Genomic DNA, 22974 nt, shown 5'->3' on the forward strand with positions numbered 1-22974 from the left:
AATTGCTTTACTTAACATACGTCGCCATTCAAACCATTCGACATTTAAGTTCCCAAGATCTAATAGGGTTGACGCTTCACATAGCTAGTATGTAAAAGCTCATGCGATTTATGACTCAAAGGCTTCTCTAAAAATTCCTTATAGATCTGAGTAATTTCAGGATTTTCATGAGATTTTCTAAGGGTCAGTGATAAATCTTCTGAATAAATTGCATCCATACGTTTCTGACGGATTTCATTATCAACAGGGAAAGGTTGACCTCCTCCTCCAAGACAACCACCGGGACACGCCATAATTTCAATGAAATGATAATAGCGATCTCCCCTATCTATAGCTTCCATTAACTGATGGGCATTTTCCAAACCATTGGTTATAGCACACTTCAATTCTACTCCTTCAAGGAAATTCCATTCAGGAAGCACATTTTCAATTAAAACAACGGCTTCTTTCACACCATCCAAACCGCGAACGGGTTTAATTTCCAAATTCGCAAAAGGTACTTCACGCCCCGTAACGATCTCATAAGCTGTACGTAAAGCAGCTTCCATCACACCTCCTGTAGCTCCAAAAATAACCCCTGCGCCGGAACCAATTCCCATAATGGAATCGTAATTTTCCTCATTCAACTGATCAAACTCAATACCAGCCTGCTTAATCATAACCGCCAACTCCCGGGTTGTCAAAACAAAATCAACATCTTTAAAACCACTATCCTTCATTTCGGGTCGATTCGCCTCATATTTTTTAGCTGTGCAAGGCATAATTGAAACTGAGACAATATTAGCGGGGTTCACATCAATATTCTTTGCATAATAGGTTTTAGCCAATGCTCCAAACATTTGCTGTGGCGATTTACAAGTGGACAAATTAGGCAGATACTGCGGGTATTTATGCTCGATATATTTCACCCAACCTGGCGAACAGGATGTTGCCATTGGCAAAGCGACATCAGGATTATCATCAAGCAAAGCCGCCTTTAAACGCGTTAAAAGTTCTGTTCCCTCTTCCATAATAGTCAGATCAGCAGTAAAATCCGTATCCAACACTGAGTCGAAACCCAAACGACGAAGGGCAGCAACCATTCTTGATGTTACTCTCGTTCCGGCTTCAAAACCAAGTTCTTCACCCAATCCAACCCTTACAGCTGGAGCTGTTTGTACAACAACATGCTTTTCAGGATCTGCAATAGCATCCCAAACTTGCTCCACATACGATTTTTCAATTAAAGCACCAGTTGGGCAATGCACAATACACTGGCCACAATTGGTACAAACTACTTCATTCAAAGGACGATTAAAAAAGGTGGATATTTTCATTTCGGCCCCCTTATGGGCAACAGAAATGGCTCCTACACTCTGAATTTCAGCACACGTTCTCACACAGCGCTGACAACGAATACATTTACTATCATCCTTTTCGATTGAAGGTGAGAAAGAATCAATACTGTAGTTTTTATCAGGAACTAAATCAATAAAATCCGGATTGGTTATCTGTAGATCAGCCGCAATAGATTGCAATTCACAATGCCCATTTCTGTAACACTTGGTACATTCTTCGTTATGTTCGGCCAATAAAAGTTCAATAATATGCTTGCGACAGTTTCGCACCTTCAAGCTATTGGTATTAATTTCCATACCTTCGCTAACGGGTGTTGCACACGAAGCTACCAATCGGTCAACACCTGCTTGTTCAACTACACAAACGCGACAGTTTCCAGCTATACATAGGTCTTTGTGATAACAGAGAGTGGGTATACTTATATGTAATTTTTGAGCTGCTTCGAGTATGGTTTTTCCCTCTTCTACACTAACAGCTATTCCATTAATTGATAAATTGATCATGTTTGACATTTTTATTCGCTTTAGACATAAGGACGCCTATTAGTCTTGACCTCCTCAAAAAATTGAACATCAGATTCTAAAATCAAAATCCATTAGTAAATCATTTCTTCACGGAAATTTTCTACAATGGAAGAAAAGGAATTCGCGACCGATTGCCCCAAACCACATTTAGCCGTTAAACGCATCGTATCGGTTAGTTTTAAAAGCTTATCTAAATAAACAGCTGGTTTTTCACCACGCTTCACAGCCTTTATGCCTTTCAATAGCTGTTGACAACCAACCCGACATGGTGTGCATTGCCCACAAGACTCCTCCTGAAAAAAATCGAGGTAATTATCCAGTACATTATACATGGAACGAGAACTATTAAAAATCATCATAGAACCTCCTGTTGGCAACGATACACCTGTCAGTTTCCCTTGATATCCAATATGCGATTTAGCAAAACGCTTACGCGGAACAAGAAAACCTGAGGCTCCTCCAACCTGAACTGCTTTGGTGTCACCATCGCCAAAGTCATCAACAAAATCCTGAACACTCATCCCCAACTCCAACTCGTATATACCAGGAATCGGCGTATCTCCAGAAACTGAAAACAGCTTGGAACCCCACGAGTCTTTAACTCCAAGTTCACGGAATTTCTTAGCCCCATATTTCATAATGGTATATGAATGAGCTAAAGTTTCAACATTATTAATGACGGTAGGCTTGTTTAAATAACCACACTCAGTTGGGTATGGTGGTTTATTTCTTGGTTCGCCCCTTTTCCCTTCCATCGACTCAAATAAGGCAGATTCCTCTCCACAAATATATGCTCCACTACCCAGAAAGATATCCACTTCAAAATCAAGGTTCAATTCATCCATAATTTGATGAAATTTAACAAGCTCCTCTCTCAATTGTGGAACCAAAAATTTATATTCACCTCTTAAGTAAATATAACCTTGTCTTGATCCTATTATTTTAGCACACATGGCCATTCCTGCCAAAACTTTATGGGGCACACGTGTCAATATTTCTCTATCCTTAAACGTTCCGGGCTCCCCTTCATCGGCGTTACAAATAACATATTTAGGACTATCTTCAGCTTCAGCTGTTAATTTCCACTTTAACCCTGTGGGGAAACCTGCACCTCCACGTCCTTTTAGACCAGAATTCACCATTTCGTTAATCACTTCTTCATTGGTGCGAGCGAAGGACTTTTTTAATATTTCTTTACAATCGTCTTCATGATTGAAAATAAGATCTATTCTCTTGAGTTGTTTCATTTTTGTTGTCATAAAACTCAGATTTTAACCGTTAAAAAAACATTGATATTATTCTGCCTCGGCTTTTTCTTTGTAGGAGCTCAGAATATCAATTACCTTATTAGGTGTTAACTCTGTGTAAACATCATCGTTTACCAACATTGCCGGTGCCTTATGACACCACCCCAAACAATTGGTTTCTAACATGGTAAATAGTTTATCAGGCGTTGTTTCGCCAAGTTTTATTTTAAGGAAATCTTCAAGTGCCAAAAGAATTTGGTTTTTCCCTTTCATGGAACAGGTAATGGTTTTACAAACACGAATGACGTATTTACCACGTGGGACAATATCCAGAAATGAATAGAAACTAGCCGTTCCATAGACATCAGCGGCAGGGATTTTAGTTTCTTCGGCTATTTTAAGAATAGCATCTGCAGATAAAAAACGATCTTTTTCAACAACAGCTTGCAGGATAGGAAGCAATTCCTCCCTTTTAGCCCCTTGCTCAATTACAAGATCTTTTACAAATTCAGCATGATTGTTCATAGTTTGATTTTTTGTTAAAAAACAAATGAAGCTTAACACAATACATTTCTTAAATCCGAACCCGTATGTCAAGTTCAGATTAAAAAAACAGATTAGAGTTAAGGCTCATTCATCATCTTATTATTGTGAGATAGATTAGTTTTTATGCTAATTATTCTTGTACAATTTCAGATTCAAACTTTAATGAGTGCGGCTAAATCAACTCATATTCAACATCCTCCCATTCAATTACGCCTCTTAATATACAAATTTAATAGAGAAATAATTCTCTATTCGTAAACTTCTGTCATTATTTATTTCACCTCACACGAAACAGACTACCTGAATATCAATACAAAGCCCCCAAACTATTGATATTTGATTGTTAATTTAATTGAAGTATTAATTCAACCACAGGCATTAATTTATATTTAGTCTTTTTAAACAAAACTTGATTTTTGAGAATAAAAAAACCCTCGGCCTAAGCCGAGGGTTCTCTTTTATATATTATAATAAATCGTTTTAAACGTATCTCTTAGGCTCAATCTCACCTTTCAACACCATATAACCATTCATTGCAAGAGCTTTCATTTCATCCTCACCCGGATAAACAATAATCGGTGCAACAAATGAAACCATTTCTTTCACATAGTTTACTAAATCGGCGTTATGAGCAATACCTCCTGTTAAGATAATCCCATCAACCTGACCTTTTAAAGATGCAGCACAAGCTCCAATAGATTTACCTACCTGGTATGCCATTGCATCCTGAATCAGTTTTGCTTTTTCATCACCAGCCTTAGCTTTCAATTCAATTTCGTAAGCATCATTCGTTCCCATATGAGCAACCAAACCACCTTCACCTTTGATCATTTTTTTCAAATCATCCAAAGTCACTTTTCCGCTAAAACAAAGTTTAGCCAAAGCTCCAGCTGGCAATGTTCCCGAACGTTCTGGAGAGAAAGGTCCTTCACCATCCAATGCATTATTCACATCAATAACACGTCCTTTTAAGTGAGCACCTACTGAGATACCACCACCTAAATGTGCCACGATAATATTTAAATCCTCGTAGTTTTTATCAAGGGTTGAAGCAAAAGCTCGACCTACCGCTTTCTGATTCAATGCGTGAAAAATTGAAATGCGCTCAAATTCAGGATGACCTGAAACACGTGCCACATCAATCATCTCATCAACCACAACCGGATCAGCAATATAAGCTTTAGCATTTGGTAAAGACTGTGCGATATTATCAGCAATCAGTCCACCAAGGTTACTCGCATGCTCCCCAAGAACACCCACACGTAAATCGGCTTTAAGGTTTTCATCAACCAAGTAAACACCTGATTCAATAGGCTTAACAAGACCTCCACGACCAACTACAGCTTCAATAAAATCAATAAGAATCTCAGCATCAACCAATTCTTTTAGGATGATATCTTTACGAAACTCAAATTGTTCTGAAATGCTGTTGAACTGAGCTAACTCTTCGTTAGAGTGCTTAATATTTTTTAGAAAGACTGATTTGTCGCCTTGGTATACGGCAATCTTTGTAGATGTAGATCCCGGATTAATAGCTAAAATTCTGCGATTTTCCATTAGAAAAAGTAGTTTATTGTTTGTTTAGTATTCGACTGCAAAAATACCAATCTCCAGAGGATAACCATGCAAAAATTAAAATCTTTTTCCTGCTTTAAATCATGACTCTGACAAGATACAAAAACAATTAATAATCATGTAGTTATAACACACCTCTCATTGAAAAAACTGCATCAATCAAATTTTCTTTTGTGCGTTTCATAGCTTCAGTCAAGCTTTGACTCACTTTTTTTATAGGAAAGACCTTATCAAATGGTGAGTTTTGAAGAAATTCTGAAGTCCCGCAAAATGCATAAACACGTTTCCCCTTTTCTTTTGCTTTTTGAGCTAAAACATAGGGTGCTTTTCCAAAAGCTGACTGCGAGTCAATCCGCCCCTCTCCAGTAATCAAAAGGTCACATTCGTCTATAGCCTCATCCATATCAAGGCATTGGAAAACCAACTCGCTACCTGATTGCAATTTAGCTCCACACATGGCATGAAGACCTGCGGCAATACCACCAGCAGCACCTCCATACTTCATATCCGATATATCTATCTGAAATTGCGCTTTGATTAATTCAGCAAAATATTGATGATTCTGATGCAACAGATCGATTTCTTCACTAGTAGCACCTTTTTGTGCTCCAAAAACCTTCGCAGCTCCACATTCTCCAATTAAAGGATTCTCAACATCACAGGCGATCTGAAAATCGACATTCATAATCCGACGATCAAAACACTGAGTATCGACGGTTACAATCGATGACAAATTTCCTCCACCTCCCTTAAGCTCCAGCCCATCTTTATCAAAAAAACGGTACCCTAAAGCTCTTAATGCACCCAAACCCATATCAAGCGTTCCACTGCCACCAACGGCAAGTATTATTTTGGAACAGTTCAGATCCAAAGCCAGACGAATTAAATCTCCTACTCCAAAAGTATGTGTATTTAAAGGATTGTAGTCCGAAGGTTTTAGCAAAGACAAACCGGCAACATGAGTTAGTTCAATAATTGCAAGTCCTTGTTCCGTAAGAAATAAAGAAGCCTTAATTTCTCTATCAAGAAGATCAATTGTGGAAATAATATGTGTTTCTCCATTATAATGATGGGTCAGCACATCAAAAGTCCCATCACCACCATCAGCAATAGGCAAACACTTACACTTAAGGTCGGGATTAAGCTTTAAAAGATTAGATTGAATGATTCCAGCAACTTCAAGAGCAGATAGGCTGCCTTTAAAAGCATTGGGTGCGATCAGAATATTCATCCTTAAATAAAACTTGGTTATTAAATTCTGATAATTTCAAACATCTAACTACGGTCAACAAAATCAGAAACGTCCTCAAAAACAAACATCGTTGGCTGGGCTTCGAAATAATTAAACAGATCCATCTCGGGCCATTTCTTTACAGAACGCAACACCCTTGCCATCAACTTATTCAATTCTTTGGGGAAATCAGACCCTCTCCACGAAGATGTGTTGGTAATAATCACCCAGGTTGTGCCATCTGGATTCTGCTTCATCAAAGCTGAGGTACCAGCAAGCGTTCCGGTACGCCACCATGTTCCATTCGATCGGGTTCCTTTCCATCCAATAGGACTAAATCCTCTTCGACTGGGTTTTGTCATATAAGCAACACTCTCCTTAGAAAGAATATCAGCTTGCTTATCTTTACCATCAATCGCAACATAGAATTTCATCAACTCAGCTGCAGATGCTATCCAGGCTCCTGCACCACCAAGAGCTTCGATATTGTTCCCTCCATTACTTCGATACACCTTTTCGCCAGAACCATCAAAAGCGGGTACCAATATCGCATTGGACTGTTCGTAATAATTTACTTCATTGGGCAATTTGTCTTGACGCAAATTCTTTCCCAAATGCATATCAAAAATACCTACAGGATGTAAAATATGTTCCTGAACGTAAGTTTCATAATCTTTTCCTGAAGCGGCCTCAACAACCTTTTCAAGAATCACATAACCTAAATTCGAATAGCTACCACGGCTACCAGGTGTAAAATGCAGACGTCTTGAAAGTGCAAATTCAATTATGGTCTCAGCACTTGCCGGAGCAGGAACATTCATCTTTTTTGCTATGGTTATTGGCAAAAACATCTGATCCCCGTACCGACTTGTAAATCCTGCCGTATGTCTTAAAAGGTGTTCGACACTTATTTTACAGGCTCGCTTATCGCGGATATTGAGATACTTTTCTGAATTAAGAATTCCAGTCTCGCCAAAAACCTTATCGCTTAATTGCAGCTTGCCTTCTTCCTGTAATTTCATAATTGCTGTAGCCGTAATCAACTTTGAAACACTGGCAATACGAAATAAATGATCGGGTTCAACTTTCACCTTTTTTTCCATATCGGCGTAACCGTAACCTTTAGCAAAAACAAGTTTTTCATCTTTAACTAATGCCACAGAAGCACCATTAATGTGCCAATATTCAAGAAATCTATTGATTCTATAATCCGCTCTCTTAGTGGCCTCTGATGATAAAAGTGCATTTGAAATACGATGCGAAACGGGATCCAATTTGCCATCGTAGGGTATATGTAATTCTTCTCTTTTGGACGAGCTGGTATGTGTATCCAACAGGACCACAACCAAGGTTAATATGAGTATTATGATTTGTTTTACAGTCATTCTCCACAGTTTATCTTTCAAAGATCTCATTACAAGATACCTTAAGGATACTAATCTATCTAATCTTAATTCGCCACAAAAGTGACTATTTTTTCTGAATATGCAGCTATGAAGATAAAACATTTCCGTCAGATATGTGACATAAAAATGCAGGTTTTTGGCTAATAATGGTCTCTGTATGACTTCCATCTAAATTTCAAAAGTTCAAACACATAGCCCCATTCTGAGTAATTTATCTTCAAACATGACTCATATTTATTAGCATATCAGTCTGATTACAGTTGCCTAAAGGCACACCAAGTTCAATTGGAATATCGATTTAGGATATAGCAATTAAGAAAGTGGATACATACTGAAAGACAAATCCATAATCTTTTTTAACACTTTCGATCTCAAATTCCAAAAGACGATTCACAAGTTTTACTTATATTTGCGCGGACCTTACCTTAAAAACTCAATATTTAAACTTTTAGCAATAAAAGTTATTCACCTGGCATCAATTGAATTGATTCTGTAGGGTGAGCTTTTACACACAGAAAATTGAGTCAAAAAATCACAACTAGAAAATAAATGACAAAAGGCAAGAACACCCCTATTAAGGCTAAAAGAAAGAATCCTCCCCAAAGAAAATCAACCCCTGCAAAAAAAGGAAAATCAAAGCGAACATTCAAAAATCGCTTCATTCGTTTTTGCTTTATCTGTCTGCTTATTGCTGGCTCTCTCTTCGGTTTATTCTTGGCAAGTATCTATTATGGCGCTTGGGGAAAACTACCTGATTACCACACTTTAAAAACGATTCAGAATGCTGAAGCCTCAGAAGTCTATTCTGATGATGGAAAAATTCTGGGACGTATCTATGCAGAGAATCGCACTAATATCGATTTTAATGCAATCCCAATTAATGTGATTAACGCACTTGTTGCCACTGAAGATTCACGCTTCTACAATCATGAAGGAATTGACGAAATCAGTCTGGTGCGTGTACTCGTAAAAACACTGATTCTAGGCAACAAAAGTTCTGGTGGGGGAAGTACTTTGAGTCAACAACTAGCCAAAAACCTTTATCCAAGAAGAGATTTTGGCAAATTTTCAATGCCTGTCAACAAGATAAAAGAAGCCATTACTGCATCAAGATTAGAAAAGATTTACTCCAAAAAGAAGATCCTTCAACTCTACTTAAATACGGTTCCCTTTGGCGAACAAGTCTATGGAATAGAAAGCGCTTCACGTCAGTATTTTAGCAAGCCAGCCTACAAACTTAAACTTGACGAAAGTGCCGTTCTGATTGGGATGCTAAAAGCACCATCCTACTATAATCCACGTCGTTTTCCTGAACGTTCGAAACAACGCAGAAACGTGGTTATAGGACAAATGGCTAAAAACAATTTTATATCAGAGAATCAAGCCGAACAGCTTAAACGAAAACCTCTGGAAATCAACTATCATAAACAAACTACTCACTCGGGACTTGCCCCCTATTTGCGTGAACGCATCCGTGTGGAAGCTGACAATATCCTAAAAAAATATACCAAAACGGATGGCTCATATTACGATATATACCGGGATGGCTTAAGAATTGTGAGTACTGTGGATTATAGCATGCAAAAATATGCCGAGGATGCTGTCAAGTCTCACATGAAAAACTTACAGAATTTATTCTATAAACACTGGGGAAGACAAAATCCATGGGACAATAATAAAGCGATTCTGACTTCAGCGATTGAACGTTCTCCTTATTATAAAACCTTAGTAAAAGAAGGAAAAAAGAAGAAGGAGATTGATGCGATATTGAAGAAAAAAAGAGACATGAAAATCTTCTCATGGGATGGAGAAAAGGATGTCCAAATGAGTGCTCTCGATTCAATCAAACATTACATCAAACTCTTAAACACAGGCTTTGTCGCCATGGAGAGCAATACAGGTAAAATCAAAGCCTGGGTTGGTGGTATTGATTTCAAACATTTCCAATACGATCATGTTACGGGCAGACGACAAGTGGGGTCGATATTCAAGCCAATTGTTTATGCAGCTGCTCTTGAGGCGAACATGTCACCTTATGACTATTACCCTAATGAGCGTAAAGTATACTCTGAATTCCAGGACTGGTCTCCCCGAAATGCGGATAATAACTACGAAGGCAGCTACAGCATGGAAGGTGCACTAGCAGAATCAGTTAACACCATTGCTGTTGATTTTATAATGGAAACTGGCATACAAGAAACCATTAAATTGGCTGAAGAACTGGGAATCACCTCTCCTTTGCCCAAGGTGCCATCACTTGCTTTGGGAACAGCTAATATTTCGTTATTGGAAATGATTCAGGTTTATGCAAGTTTTGCCAATAGAGGAAAAAAAGTTGAACCCTATTATATCTCTCGAATTGAGAACAACAAGGGCGAAGTTATTGTTGATCTAAATCCACTAAACACAGAAACAGAATCCAACTTATCTGCCGAAAATGCAGACATCATAAACCAAATGCTGACTGCCGTTGTTGACAGTGGAACAGCAAAAAGCCTGCGATCAGTATATGGTCTGAAAGGTGAATTTGCAGGAAAAACAGGGACAACTCAATCTCAGGCAGACGGCTGGTATATTGGTTACAATCAAAATCTGGTTGCCGGAGCCTGGGTAGGAGCTGAAGATATGCGCGTACATTTCCGTTCGTTAAGCCTTGGACAAGGGGCTTCTATGGCACTCCCTATTTATGGCAAATTCATGCACCAACTCAACAACAATAACAAATATCAAAACTACTGTACAGCACCATTTTTCAAACCTGATAATGAAACTCTGGCAAAGCTGGATATCCCCCATTACATACCTCCTCGCGCAGGTTTCTTCGAAAGATTATTGGGTCTCGACAACAATAAAGAGGACAAGATGAAGATGAAAGAACGTCGAGAAAAAAGAAAGAAAAATAAAAAATCTATCTATGATAAGATAAGATCTATCTTCAGAAAAAAAGACTAACATGACTTAATTGTCATTGGTCTAATAAAAACAATTTTGCGTAAAATACCTGTTCGTTCAGAACATGTATTTTACGCATTTTTTTTGCTCTTAAAGTTGAACTTATTAAAATCTAAAAGCGTTTCTTCCACCAAAATTTTAATCGTTCCAGCACTTTCACTTCCAGAGCATTATTCTGAGGAATATAGAGTCTCTGATTTGAGATCTCTTCCGGAAGGTAGTCCTGTTCAACAAAATTACCCGGATAGTCGTGAGAATATTTATATTCTTTACCATAGCCCAAATCTTTCATCAACTTGGTTGGTGAGTTGCGCAAATGCAAGGGAACTGACAGATTTCCGGTTTCTCTAACCAAAGCCTGAGCCTTGCCAATTGCCAGATAAGACGCATTACTTTTAGCTGAGGTGGCTAGATAAATAGCGACTTCGGAAAGTATAATCCGAGACTCGGGCATACCAACCAGATTGACCGATTGAAAACCTGCATTGGCCAAAAGCAGTGCATTGGGATTGGCCAAACCAATATCTTCACTGGCTGAAATGACCAATCGTCGGGCGATGAACTTAGGATCCTCTCCCCCCTCAATCATTCTTGCCAGCCAATAAACAGCAGCATCTGGATCGCTACCTCGAATCGATTTTATTAGGGCAGAGGCAATGTCATAGTGTTGTTCGCCATCCTTATCATACATCGATGGATTTTCTTGTAGCTCTTTCAGTACAAGTTCATTGGTCAAAACAATCTTATCAGTCACCTGGGAGTTAATGACCAGCTCCAATATATTCAACAGCTTGCGTGCATCACCTCCCGAAAATTTAATCAGGGCATCCTTTTCTTTTACTGTAACATCTTTCTCTTTCAGGTAAATATCCTTCGAAATAGCGTGATCAATCAAATACTCCAAATCTGATTTGTCCTGAGCTTTCAAAACGTAAACCTGACAACGGGAAAGCAATGGCGATATCACCTCAAATGAAGGGTTTTCGGTTGTTGCCCCTATCAAGGTTACCGTCCCATTTTCAACAGCTCCCAAAAGAGAATCTTGCTGTGATTTACTGAAACGATGAATTTCATCGATAAATAAAATAGGATTAGGTGTCGAAAAAAACTTCTGTTTTTCAGCCTTGGCAATCACCTCTCTCACATCTTTCACACCCGAATTTACAGCAGATAGAATATAAAAAGGGCGATTGAGTTGATTGGCAATAATCTTTGCTAAAGTCGTTTTTCCAACCCCTGGAGGTCCCCACAAAATAAAAGACGAAATATTCCCTGACTCAATCATCTTTCGAAGAACTGCTTTCTCACCCACGAGATGTTTTTGTCCCAAATAATTCTCAAGACTGGTAGGGCGTAGTCGTTCTGCTAAAGGTTGGTTTGCTGACATATATAAAGAGTAAAATATTAAAATTGAAAGTCTGTATGGGCGATTTTTATTTCCGAAATGAAGATTAAAGCTTATTTATCTTTATTACAATAGCGTTTTATCACATTATAAGCATCGAGCAAACCTAATTCACCCGCTTTACTTAAATCACCATATGCAGACGTCTTATCATTATTATATAAATACACCAATCCCCGGTTATAATAAGCTTCCTTGAATCGACTATCCAACTCAATCGCTTTATTATAGTCCGAAATCGCTTTATCAAACTGTTTGGATTTGGCGTAGGTATTTCCCCTGTTAAAATAAGCGAAGTTAAAATCCGGATTCAACTTTATAGCCTTATTATAATCTGCAATAGCCGAACTGTAATCAACGATAATCTCGTAATCCTTACCCTTTTTGTCTTCGTTCATTCGCAAATTGGTATGATCATTCACACCAATAGATTGAATGTAATCCGTCATATCGACAATTGCATTTGCTCGATTGAAATAGGCAAAAGCAAAATTCTTATCCTTCTCGATACAGATATTAAAGGAAGCAATTGCATTATTAAATTTCTTATTGCTTAACTCATAGGTTCCCTTAAAGAAATACGCCTCACTATCCCCCGATTTTATCAGAAAATCAGCATTTTTAATTTGTTGCTCAACCAATTTCTTCGAAAACAGGCTGTGCTTATTACTAAAAGTGAAAGCCGGCGAATAATTGTGCTTTTGATTATAATTCATCAATTCCTGGTCGTAGTACTGCATCTTTCCGGCACGCAAACTGTCCATTGATAAATGAGTAATGTGAAAATCAGCCTCAAGCTTAATCGTTACAAACTTATCCTGAACACGTCCCTTTATAATCTCTTCAACAATTTTATCTCTGGAATTCAAGTCAATCAAACGTTGAAAATTTTCAGTCGTGTCTACAAAAGCAGCCATAGCACCTTCATTCTTCATCTTCTTGTACTTTTCGATAATAATCAATCCTTGATTTCTATCCTGAATGGCACCATCTATATCCTTTATCACCTGCTTGGCTGAAGACCGGGCCAGATAAGCTTTTGCAAAATCAGGATAAATATTGATTGCAGTGGTATAATCAGCAATAGCTCCCAGGTTATCCCCAATATCTGCCTTAACCAAACCCCGATTGAAATAAATCAGCATATTATCCGGATTCATATCCAAAACCATATTAAAATCTTCGATGGCAGAATTAAAATCGCCCACTTCTGACTTTAAAAGAGCTCTATTGTAATAACCATAAGCGTTATTGGGATCCAATTCGATCACTCTGTCGTAATCAGCCAATGCCCCTCTTAAATTCTTGGTTGCATAATTTGATATCCCTCTACCCATTATCAAGCGCGCATCATTGGGATTAATTTTCAAGGCTCGTTCATAGTCCTCAACAGATTCCTTATACTCTTTATTCTTATATTTTAAATAGGCTCTGTGGCCAAAGGCATCTGCCGAAAAATTGTTGAGTTGAACAGCTTTATTGCAATCCGCAATAGCCCCTTTAATATCATCCATTTGTTCTCTTACCACTGCCCGATTCAGATAAGCGCCTATCATATCTTTCTTAATCAGTATCGCCTTGGTGTAGTTGTCCTCAGCATCCTTAAAACGCTTCATGGCAGCTAAGGTAATTCCTCTATTTGCAAATATTTCTGCATTATTGGGATTCAACTCCTCAGCCATATCAAAATCTTTAAGAGCCTGCTTGTAACGCTCCAAATGATTATTAGCAACACCTCTGTATAAATAAGCTAAAGTATAATTCGGATTGATTGAAATCGCCTTGGAGTAATCGGCTTCTGCCCCCTCGAAATCTTCCAGGTAATATTTTGCTAAAGCTCTAAACAAATAAGGCTCTGGCAGATAGGGCTTAACCCTGATAATCTCATTAAATTTTGTAATCGCCTCGGTGTAGTCGTCAAAATAAATCGCATTACGCCCCTTTGATAAAAGATTTTCAGTATTGAGCTGAGCACTAGCTGATTTCAAACAGAAGAGAAAACACAAAAATATGATAAGCCGGAATAAACGCATAGAAAACTAAAATTTCAAATGTTGAATTACAAACTTAAAAAATCTAGCTGGCAATCGAGGCAAATTAACAGAATTTAAATCATAAAATCCGCCCCTCATTAAGACTTGATAAGCTATTTCTAATAAGATAAAACATATTCTTTTTATTTTTTCATAAATGTCTTAACTTGAAGATGAAAGCTCATCCACCAGTAGCCATAAACAATATACGATATGAAAAATTAAGGATGTTCAGCTAAGACCCACTAAAAATTGCCGCTATGAAAGATGTTCTATATCAATACATGAAAAAGCGCTACCAGCTTAAAGAGTCTGACCCTTCAGAATTTAAATATCCAGGTCCTGTGATAACAATTTCAAGAGAATGTGGTTGCTATGCGATCAATGTTGCGAATCTACTTGTTGAAAAACTCAATACGATTACAGGCAAAAAATGGACCGTTCTGACCAAAGAAATTCTTTTGGAAGCGGCAGAACAACTTGGCTTGCATCCTAAAAAGATAGAATATGTATTCGAATCGAAAGAAAAATCGACCTGGGATGAAGTATTTTCAGCCATGTCAAGCAAATACTACAAAAGTGATAAGCAGATAAAAAAAACGATCGCTGATGTGGTGCAAGCCATGGCCAGACGAGGAAATTGTATCATTATTGGGCGTGGTGGGGTTATTCTGACGCAGGATATTGAAAGATCCTTACATTTAAAATTACATGCACCACTTAAATGGCGCGCCGAGCAATTACAAAAGAAGCATACAGGTTCTCTTAACGAAATGATGACCTACGCTCAATCAATCGATAATAAACGTGAAATCTTTCGTAACTTTTTCAATAAAAAACCTCTTGAATTAAGTCATTTCGACCTTGTTTTTAATTCAATGAAACTTTCAGATGAGATAATTGTCAATACGACAATTGAAATATTAAAGGCAAAAAAAATAATCTAACAGACCATCATTCTTGAAAACTAAATTCTCATTTCGGTGAGATTTCAGCATTTCGTCGAGATAAATCTTAATAATATCTAAAAACTTAAGCAAAGCCCCTGTATCAATTGGCTAGGTTTAAGTTTTTCTTATTTTTGCGCTATCGAATCTGAGCTATATCAAGGCTTCAATTCTTTTTTTCAGATTGAGAAACTTTATTACTTAAAATATCAACACTATGAATTTTAAAATTCTTGCAGCAGCTCTTCTAATTGGAGGAACAGCATTTTCTTCATCAGCTGGGGTGAAAAAAGACAAAAAAAAGGACAAAAAAGAAGGTTATATCTTTACTGATGTAAAGCGTATGCCAGCAACATCTGTGAAAGATCAGCACCGTTCAGGTACATGTTGGGCTTTTTCGGGACTTTCATTTATGGAGTCAGAAATGTTGCGTATGGGCAAACCAGAAGTAGATTTATCTGAAATGTTTGTGGTTTACAACTGCTACTCAGATAAAGCAATTAAAGACGTTCGTTTGAGCGGTAAATTCAACTTTGGTGGCGGTGGTGCTTTCCACGACGTAACTTATGTGATGAAAAATTATGGTATTGTACCTGAATCTGTATACAGTGGATTAAACTATGGTGAAAAAGGTCATACTCATGGTGAAATGGACATCATCCTAAGCAACTATGTAGATGCAGTTATTGCAAACAAAAACAGAAAATTAACACCAAACTGGCACATCGGTTTCGATGGTGTTTTGGATGCTTATTTAGGAAAATTGCCTGAAACTTTTAAATACGAAGGTAAAGAATATACGCCTAAATCATTTGCTAAGGATTTTGTAGGATTGAATCCGGATGACTATATCGAAATCACATCTTACACACATCACCCATTCTACGAAAAATTCATTATCGAGGTTGGTGACAACTGGTTATGGGATGAAGTTTACAACCTTCCTATTGATGAAATGATGGAAGTAATGGAAAGCGCAATTATGAATGGTTACACCATTGGCTGGGCTTCTGACGTAAGCGAAAAAGGTTTTGCATACCGTAAAGGTGTTGCTATTGTTCCTGAAGCTGACACCAAGAACATGAGCGATTCTGAAATTTCAAAATGGCAAGATATGTCAGACAAAAAGAAGCAAGCACAACTTTACTCCTTTGAAGGTCCTGGAAAAGAAAAAGAAATTACTCAGGAAATGCGTCAAATTGCTTTCGATAACTACACAACAACTGATGATCACGGCATGCACATTGTAGGTATTGCTAAGGATCAAAAAGACAACAAGTACTTTATCGTAAAGAACTCTTGGAATACAGATAATAATCCTTACAAAGGTTATTTTTATGCATCATTCCCATTTGTGAAATACAAGACCATGTCTTTCATGATTCACAAGGATGCTGTTCCTGCTAATATCAAAAAGAAATTAGGTTTGTAATAAGCAAATCCTATTCAAAAATACACAAAGCCTGACTGTACTAGTCAGGCTTTTTTATTGTACAAACCAGACTTATTCCGTGATTGCCTGCGTGAAGAATATATTCTTACCAATCGAATACGTGTTCCCAAAATACAATTGTCTTTTTAAGAAAGGATGTCAGATACAGATTCAAACTGATCATGTGAGTCTGCAAAAATGAGACCTCTCTAAATGAAAAGAAAGATTAAGAACACATCTTATTAATTAAAAAACACAATTATGGTAAAGAAGATTATAAATCTGACAGTAACAGTGCTCATCGCTTTTTTCGCAGTAAGCTGCAATAAGGTTGACTCAACTGACCTCATCGAAAATACTCCCGTATTTCAGCGCTACAAAGTAGAATACCACACATATGACAATCAAAGCATAGCCACTGCAAATTTTTGGGTTAGGAACACTGGAGGATCACGAATCAAACTGACTGGTGATTCGTACATAAAATTCAATAACGAAAAACCCAATGAATATTCATCTCTATTTCACGATTATATCTGGAAATCGAATAAAAGGACTGATATTAAATTCACCTATCAAAAGGATAAGAACAAAAGCTTCAACAACGACATTTACATAGATGATATGGTGCCCATAAGCATTCCCACAAACCTCGATAGCTTTAAACTCAATGGTGAAACTAAAATAATTTGGGAAGGAAGTCCACTGGGAAAAAACGAAACCATAACAGTTACCATAAATCAAGCAAACAAAAGCACAGTTATTAGCAGAATTTATGAAGAAGGTATAAACGAAATAAAAATAGATGCCCTATTTCTTAAAGAACTAAACTCTGGAGAAGCAACTCTTTATCTGGAAAGAGAAAAGTTCCACCAATTGGATACTGAAGACCAGAACACGGGTGGAGAAAAAATTGTCAGTATTAAGGATAAAAAGACAATTATCCTGATATAACTCATTACCAAATCATTGCAGCATACAATATATTTTTAAAAGTTGAAGCTATATTTTACATCGACCATTTACAAAATATAAAAATTTAATATAAATTCGTTTCTCTGTAAAGTTTACTATTTTAGAGATCAAATTATAAGTAAAGAACTCATTGGAATATTAATACATAATTTTACACTATGAAAAAGTTATTACTAGTAGCAGCTATCTGCTTATTCTCATCAGCCTTATTTGCTCAACTGTCTTCACCTATCAGTCTTGGTGTACATGGTGGTCTTGTTAGTACTAAACTTGATGCAAATATGAACGGTGCAAGTATCAAAGAAAATTCTAAAAATGGTATGATGCTTGGTGCTTTTGCAAGAATCAATTTAAACAAATGGTATTTGCAACCAGAATTAAATTACGTAAAACGCAAATCATCTCTCGAACAATCTTTCATGGGGGCTGACTTTACAATGGATGTTGAAACCAAGAGTCTTGACATACCTGTTTTATTAGGTTATAAAATCGTAAAACTGCCATTGTTTAAACTTAGAGCTTTCGCTGGACCTGTAGCGTCATTTAAAATTGATGACAAGATTAAATCCACTTTTGGTGATGTTGAAGATGGCAATTTTAAAGATGCTGTTTGGAATGCTAAACTTGGTGCTGGTGTTGATGTTTGGAAATTAACTCTTGATGTTGATTACGAATTTGGTTTAACCGATGTTTCTTCTGAATTCCTAAAGAAAAACAAAATGGTAAATGTAACTCTAGGATTCCGTTTCTTCTAGGCCAATTACTCTATAAAACACAAAAAAACCGTCATTCACATGACGGTTTTTTTTATCTATCACTTTGTGTCTGCCATTTAGAACTCACTCAAAATCCCACCTGTCATTCTAATCAGGCTGGTTTTGGATTGAATCAAATTAAAAATCGCCGTCAATCTGGCTAAAGAAGCATTCTGATAAGAGATTTGAACATCACGATAGTTGAATGAATTGATACTTCCCGCTTCGTACTTTTCTTTAGAAATTTGCAGATTCATTTCAGTAGCCAATTTATTTTCTTCAGCCAGTTCAAGCAAATCCTTGCGCAATTCATACAACTCGTAATTCTGAGCCAAAATATTAGTCAAACTATGTTTGAGATCAGCCGTCTCAATTTTTGAGATTTCTTCCTCAATCTTAGCAATCTGCAAGGCTCTTCGGTTTGAATTCCCATTAAAAATCAAATAGTTTAAGCTTAAATTCGCATATAAATTATGTGATTTGGTATCAATTTTAGGTGCTACATCTGGCTTTTTTAGAAACTTATTGCCCTGAACACCCGTCGCCAAAGAAATACGAGGATAAAAATTTGACCGTGCCAGTTCGATATCACGCTTTTGAACGGCCTCTTGCATGTAGCGATTCTTCAAATTATTGTTATTAGCCAGCATTTTATCAAGCAGGTCTGCCAAACGAAAATCAGCAAGGCTAGTCATAAAATCATCGGTAAAAATGTATTGCGTACTTTCCTCAACACCCAAAAGAAAATTCAAATCTCGAACAGAGTTGTTATAAATCACCTGCTGAGTCAGATATTTGGCTTTATCTTCCAGAAACGCATTTTTAGCTAAAAGCAATTCATAACTCCCCTTTGTTCCCAATTCACTAGCTATCTTCTCGTTTTCATATCTGTCTTCAGAAAGCGCTTTAATGCTCCGATTCACGTCCAAACGTTGCTGTTCCATCAGCGTTTTATAATAAGCCAAAATAATTAATTCGATTTGACTCTCAACTGCAACAATGGTATTCCCCTTTGAAAGCGCAGCCAAATCATTAAACTTATCTTTTCGAATTCTTACTGAAAACCCATCAAATAGGGTCCAGCTCAAATCCACGGAAGGGCTTAAGATATTCTGTCTGAAATCATCAGTTTCGTTATAGTCCTTTGTATTATTCGACCGAAAATTGAATTCCAACTTGGGATACTGTCCGGCATTCCCCCATGTGTTATTCAAATCAGCAATCTTCTCTGATTGACGAACCACTTGCAGACTGTAGTTTTTCTCAAGACCAATTTCTATCGCCTGTTCAAGGCTTAGCTTTTTCTGTGCAGAAAGTGAAACTGCGCAAAATAATATGAGTACCAGTAATTTATATTTATTCATTGTTTCAATATTCTAAAAGTCAAAAATGTACTAAAACCTTTATCCTTTAATCAAGAGTTACCTTTGCTTCCTTTATAGCGGGTTCCACATCAACAGGCTTAACTTGTTCTCCAGTCCAAATCCTTCGTACCAGGCACCTAATATCATTCAAAACAAGAATAATAACAGGGAAAAGAGTTAAGATAAAGAAGGTTCCGACCAACACGCCATAAGCTAAAGCAATTGCCATTGGAATAAGGAATTGAGCCTGAAATGAATTCTCAAGTATAAGTGGGTAGAGACCAACAGATGTCGTAACAGTTGTTAAAACAATGGCTCGAAAACGCGCTTTACCCGCTGCAAAAACTGCGGCTTCGGGCTGCATACCTTCCCTCAAATTCGAATTGTATTTGGAGAGAAAAACGACGGCATCGTTAATAATCACCCCGGAAAGAGCGACCATCCCCCAAACACTAAGCATGGATACTTGAACCCCCTCTATACCATGCCCCCATGTCGATCCGATAATGCCTAAAGGAACCATAAAGATCACAATCATACCTTGAGTGAAACTTCGAAAGTGAATCATCACAATAAACATGATCGCAATAAAAGCAATGGAAAAATAGATTTTCATTTCAGCAATATCTTCAGCCGAACGCTTTTGTTGTCCCTGAAACTCGGGGCGTACACTTGGAAACTTTTCCTTAAGTACCGGAATAATATTGTTTGTAACTTCCTCAAGTATTGGCGGTACAGGTTCATTCGGATCCAACAAGTCAGCTTCAACACGAATTTCTCTGGCCCCATTATAACGCTGGATACTTACCGGGCCTCTTAATATATCATAATCCACCAGTTCCGACAAGGGATACTCCCCTTTCGGTGTTCTGATTCGCATGTTCTCCATCTGACCTATAAAAACCCGATCGCTTTTGGGGTAACGCACCCACACTTTAATCTCATCTTTTCCTTCCTGGAGTCGCTGTGATTGCCCTCCAAAAAATCCCTGACGAACCTGAGCGGTAATCCCGGCCAAATCCATTCCCAAATAATAAGCCTTATCCTTCAATTTCAGTCTGACCTCACGACTTCCCAAAGGATTGTTATCATTGATATTGTAAAGGGATGTCATTTTTCGAAGCTCATCCTGAAAAAAGAGATTTGCAGCATTCAATTCAGCCAGGTCATTCCCCAAAAGACTGACTGAAACGGCAGCTCCCCAACGATTAAATGAACCAATGGTAAATTTTTCAGCTTGATTGACATCACCAATCTTTTTCTTAACACGATTCGAAATATCGAAACTTGAAATAGGAGATCCCTCCATATCACGGAGGGTAACCGTAATATTCCCTGCATGCGGACCTGACTCTTGTCCGTTAAATGCAGAACCGGCTGTCAGATTTGTATATTTAATAAAATCATCCTTTTCATTGTATTTTTCCTTCAACTCCTTGTTGACAGTCCAAACTGCGGTTTCAAAACCCTTTAATTCCCTAATCGTAATATCCTTATTGGTTCCTGGTTTATAGGCGACATTGATGTTGAAGGTGTCAAAGGTTACATTGGGAAAGAATGTACTTTTAATAAAACCACCGCCAAATAAACCTACTGTTATAAATATTAAACAGATTGGAACAAAGATTAAGATCCAGCGCCATTTAATCGCTCTTTTGAGAAAAGAAACGTAGAGATGATCGCGCATAAAAATGATACCCTTATCAATTTTAGCCCGAAAGCGATTGAAAAACGTATGTCGCTTCCTTACATTTAAAACCTTTTCATTTCCAACATGACTTGGCAAAACAAACAAACTCTCGAAAAGAGAAATCCCCAAACAAGCCACAACGACAAAAGCCATTTCGTAAAGAAATTTCATATTCCCGGTCACAAGCAGAAGAGGTAAAAATGCAACCATTGTGGTTGTTACTGAGGTTAAAACAGCTGGCACAACCTCCATCGTTCCATCAATAGCAGCGCGTCTGGGGCTCTTACCGCTTTCAAAATGCGTATAGATATTCTCTCCAATCACAATTCCATCATCTACCAGAATACCAATGATCAGAATCATACCAAAAAGAGAGATCATATTAACGGTCACCCCCGCAAGGTTGGCACAAATAAACATGCCTAAAAAGGAAGCTGGAATTCCCCATGCGACCCATAGAGATAAACGAAAAGATAAAAACAAGGCTAAAGAAATAACCACCAGAAGTAATCCATAGCCCCCATTCTTAAACAATAAATTCAAGCGAGATTGTAACATATTTACATAGTCGAAAGTAACTTCCAACTTGGCATCCGTATGGGCCTCGTTAAATTCTTTTGAGTATTGATTACAGAACGTCGAGATTTCCTCCAAGTCCTCATTATTTAATTTATTTACCCGAATTGAAACGGCTGGATTGTAATTTATATATGACGAATACGGCACATCTTCAAACTGAAAATGGATATTACAAACATCTCTTAATCGGATATATGATCCATCAGGATTAGCTCGCAAAATGATCTCCCCTATCTGATCCGGATCCACCGAACGATTACGCGATCGAATTAGAATTTCTTCCTTGGCATTTTTAATAACACCACCGGAAATATCAATATTATTACTGGCAATGGCTTTTGATATTTCAGAAAAAGTTAACTGATGACGACGCAGGTCATCTTCCTTTACCTCAACAGAAAGTTCCAAACGTGGCAGTCCCGAAATTTGTATCTGCGACATCTTTTTAGAACGCATCAAATCATCATAAATATCATCAGAATAACGCTTAAGTGTCAGCAAATCGACATCGCCGGTAACGGCCATTCTAACCGCAGGCGTGGTTGAACGAATTTTCGCAACCACTGCTTTTTCCGCTCCTGTTGGAAAAGAAGGAATTCCATCAACAGCGTTCTTAACATCAGCAAGGGTCTCGTCTAATTTGTAATCGCCCGTTGTGGTAATGGTAACACGGGCAAATCCTTCGGATGAAACCGAATTCATCTCTTTAATACCCACAATACCACGGATAGCATCCTCTATTCGGGATGTAATCCCCTCTTCAACCTCCTTAGGAGAAGCTCCGGGATAAACCATAGATACTGTGATCGTCTTAGATTCCGTTTCAGGGAAAAATGATTTCTTCATGTTCAACAGGGAAACAACTCCTGCTAAAACAAAGAATGAAACTATCAGTTTCCCATAGAAGGGATACCTAACAAAATGGGATATAATATTTTTCATGTAATCGTGATTGAGTGAATGAGTAAATGAAAG

15 protein-coding genes are annotated in these 22974 nt (G+C 37.6%); 5 read left to right on the top strand and 10 right to left on the bottom strand.

The genetic code is table 11. The annotated features are described in order from the left end of the window. Positions 1–59 precede the first annotated feature (59 nt). From EV201_RS04695 to EV201_RS04720, 6 genes are all read right to left on the bottom strand, one after another. Positions 60–1841, bottom strand: coding sequence for an NADH-dependent [FeFe] hydrogenase, group A6 (locus tag EV201_RS04695; RefSeq protein WP_242610454.1), 1782 nt, complete (start codon positions 1839–1841; stop codon positions 60–62). 92 nt (positions 1842–1933) lie between these two features. After that, on the bottom strand, positions 1934–3121 hold the full coding sequence (locus EV201_RS04700) for an NADH-ubiquinone oxidoreductase-F iron-sulfur binding region domain-containing protein (protein ID WP_242610455.1): 1188 nt from the start codon (positions 3119–3121) through the stop codon (positions 1934–1936). A 36-nt stretch (positions 3122–3157) separates the two neighbouring features. Next, complete coding sequence (locus EV201_RS04705) at positions 3158–3634, bottom strand: NADH-quinone oxidoreductase subunit NuoE family protein (RefSeq protein WP_130306231.1); 477 nt, start codon at positions 3632–3634, stop codon at positions 3158–3160. 501 nt (positions 3635–4135) lie between these two features. Then, positions 4136–5212, bottom strand: a complete 1077-nt coding sequence (gene buk / locus EV201_RS04710) for a butyrate kinase (RefSeq protein ID WP_130306232.1) — start codon at positions 5210–5212, stop codon at positions 4136–4138. 142 nt (positions 5213–5354) lie between these two features. Continuing rightward, the gene (locus EV201_RS04715) at positions 5355–6461 is read right to left on the bottom strand and encodes a glycerate kinase family protein (RefSeq protein ID WP_130306233.1); all 1107 of its coding nucleotides are present in this window, start codon (positions 6459–6461) and stop codon (positions 5355–5357) included. A 44-nt stretch (positions 6462–6505) separates the two neighbouring features. Beyond that, positions 6506–7846 carry a serine hydrolase domain-containing protein gene (locus EV201_RS04720; RefSeq protein WP_165389583.1) on the bottom strand — a complete coding sequence of 447 codons (1341 nt, stop codon included), beginning with the start codon at positions 7844–7846 and terminating at the stop codon, positions 6506–6508. A gap of 570 nt (positions 7847–8416) precedes the next feature. Between EV201_RS04720 and EV201_RS04725 the strand changes: the two genes are divergently transcribed. Then, positions 8417–10819 carry a penicillin-binding protein 1A gene (locus tag EV201_RS04725; protein WP_130306235.1) on the top strand — a complete coding sequence of 801 codons (2403 nt, stop codon included), beginning with the start codon at positions 8417–8419 and terminating at the stop codon, positions 10817–10819. A 112-nt stretch (positions 10820–10931) separates the two neighbouring features. Here the strand turns inward: EV201_RS04725 and EV201_RS04730 are convergent, their stop codons facing one another. Then, entirely contained in the window at positions 10932–12206 is a 1275-nt protein-coding gene (locus EV201_RS04730) for a replication-associated recombination protein A (RefSeq protein ID WP_130306236.1), read from the bottom strand. A 71-nt stretch (positions 12207–12277) separates the two neighbouring features. Continuing rightward, a complete protein-coding gene (locus tag EV201_RS04735; protein ID WP_130306237.1) occupies positions 12278–14257 on the bottom strand; it encodes a tetratricopeptide repeat protein in 1980 nt (659 codons plus the stop codon). 260 nt (positions 14258–14517) lie between these two features. Between EV201_RS04735 and EV201_RS04740 the strand changes: the two genes are divergently transcribed. From EV201_RS04740 to EV201_RS04755, 4 genes are all read left to right on the top strand, one after another. Further along, on the top strand, positions 14518–15204 hold the full coding sequence (locus tag EV201_RS04740) for a cytidylate kinase-like family protein (RefSeq protein WP_130306238.1): 687 nt from the start codon (positions 14518–14520) through the stop codon (positions 15202–15204). Positions 15205–15421: 217 nt separating this feature from the next. Then, positions 15422–16636 (top strand): C1 family peptidase, encoded by a 1215-nt coding sequence (locus EV201_RS04745; RefSeq protein ID WP_130306239.1) that lies wholly within the window; start codon positions 15422–15424, stop codon positions 16634–16636. Between the two features lie 261 nt (positions 16637–16897). Beyond that, positions 16898–17590 carry a hypothetical protein gene (locus EV201_RS04750; RefSeq protein ID WP_130306240.1) on the top strand — a complete coding sequence of 231 codons (693 nt, stop codon included), beginning with the start codon at positions 16898–16900 and terminating at the stop codon, positions 17588–17590. Positions 17591–17769: 179 nt separating this feature from the next. Then, the gene (locus tag EV201_RS04755) at positions 17770–18366 is read left to right on the top strand and encodes a porin family protein (protein WP_130306241.1); all 597 of its coding nucleotides are present in this window, start codon (positions 17770–17772) and stop codon (positions 18364–18366) included. A 77-nt stretch (positions 18367–18443) separates the two neighbouring features. Here the strand turns inward: EV201_RS04755 and EV201_RS04760 are convergent, their stop codons facing one another. Both EV201_RS04760 and EV201_RS04765 read right to left on the bottom strand, forming a co-directional pair. Continuing rightward, positions 18444–19730, bottom strand: a complete 1287-nt coding sequence (locus EV201_RS04760) for a TolC family protein (protein ID WP_130306242.1) — start codon at positions 19728–19730, stop codon at positions 18444–18446. A gap of 46 nt (positions 19731–19776) precedes the next feature. Continuing rightward, positions 19777–22941, bottom strand: coding sequence for an efflux RND transporter permease subunit (locus EV201_RS04765; protein ID WP_130306243.1), 3165 nt, complete (start codon positions 22939–22941; stop codon positions 19777–19779). Positions 22942–22974 lie beyond the last annotated feature (33 nt).

The sequence above is a fragment of the Ancylomarina subtilis genome, assembly GCF_004217115.1.
Classification (GTDB): Bacteria; Bacteroidota; Bacteroidia; order Bacteroidales; family Marinifilaceae; genus Ancylomarina; species Ancylomarina subtilis.

Coding starts and splice junctions, on each gene's coding strand:
- EV201_RS04695 (WP_242610454.1), bottom strand. CDS start 1,841: ATGATCAATTTATCAATTAATGGAATAGCTGTTAGTGTAGAAGAGGGA.
- EV201_RS04700 (WP_242610455.1), bottom strand. CDS start 3,121: ATGACAACAAAAATGAAACAACTCAAGAGAATAGATCTTATTTTCAAT.
- EV201_RS04705 (WP_130306231.1), bottom strand. CDS start 3,634: ATGAACAATCATGCTGAATTTGTAAAAGATCTTGTAATTGAGCAAGGG.
- buk (WP_130306232.1), bottom strand. CDS start 5,212: ATGGAAAATCGCAGAATTTTAGCTATTAATCCGGGATCTACATCTACA.
- EV201_RS04715 (WP_130306233.1), bottom strand. CDS start 6,461: ATGAATATTCTGATCGCACCCAATGCTTTTAAAGGCAGCCTATCTGCT.
- EV201_RS04720 (WP_165389583.1), bottom strand. CDS start 7,846: ATGACTGTAAAACAAATCATAATACTCATATTAACCTTGGTTGTGGTC.
- EV201_RS04725 (WP_130306235.1), top strand. CDS start 8,417: ATGACAAAAGGCAAGAACACCCCTATTAAGGCTAAAAGAAAGAATCCT.
- EV201_RS04730 (WP_130306236.1), bottom strand. CDS start 12,206: ATGTCAGCAAACCAACCTTTAGCAGAACGACTACGCCCTACCAGTCTT.
- EV201_RS04735 (WP_130306237.1), bottom strand. CDS start 14,257: ATGCGTTTATTCCGGCTTATCATATTTTTGTGTTTTCTCTTCTGTTTG.
- EV201_RS04740 (WP_130306238.1), top strand. CDS start 14,518: ATGAAAGATGTTCTATATCAATACATGAAAAAGCGCTACCAGCTTAAA.
- EV201_RS04745 (WP_130306239.1), top strand. CDS start 15,422: ATGAATTTTAAAATTCTTGCAGCAGCTCTTCTAATTGGAGGAACAGCA.
- EV201_RS04750 (WP_130306240.1), top strand. CDS start 16,898: ATGGTAAAGAAGATTATAAATCTGACAGTAACAGTGCTCATCGCTTTT.
- EV201_RS04755 (WP_130306241.1), top strand. CDS start 17,770: ATGAAAAAGTTATTACTAGTAGCAGCTATCTGCTTATTCTCATCAGCC.
- EV201_RS04760 (WP_130306242.1), bottom strand. CDS start 19,730: ATGAATAAATATAAATTACTGGTACTCATATTATTTTGCGCAGTTTCA.
- EV201_RS04765 (WP_130306243.1), bottom strand. CDS start 22,941: ATGAAAAATATTATATCCCATTTTGTTAGGTATCCCTTCTATGGGAAA.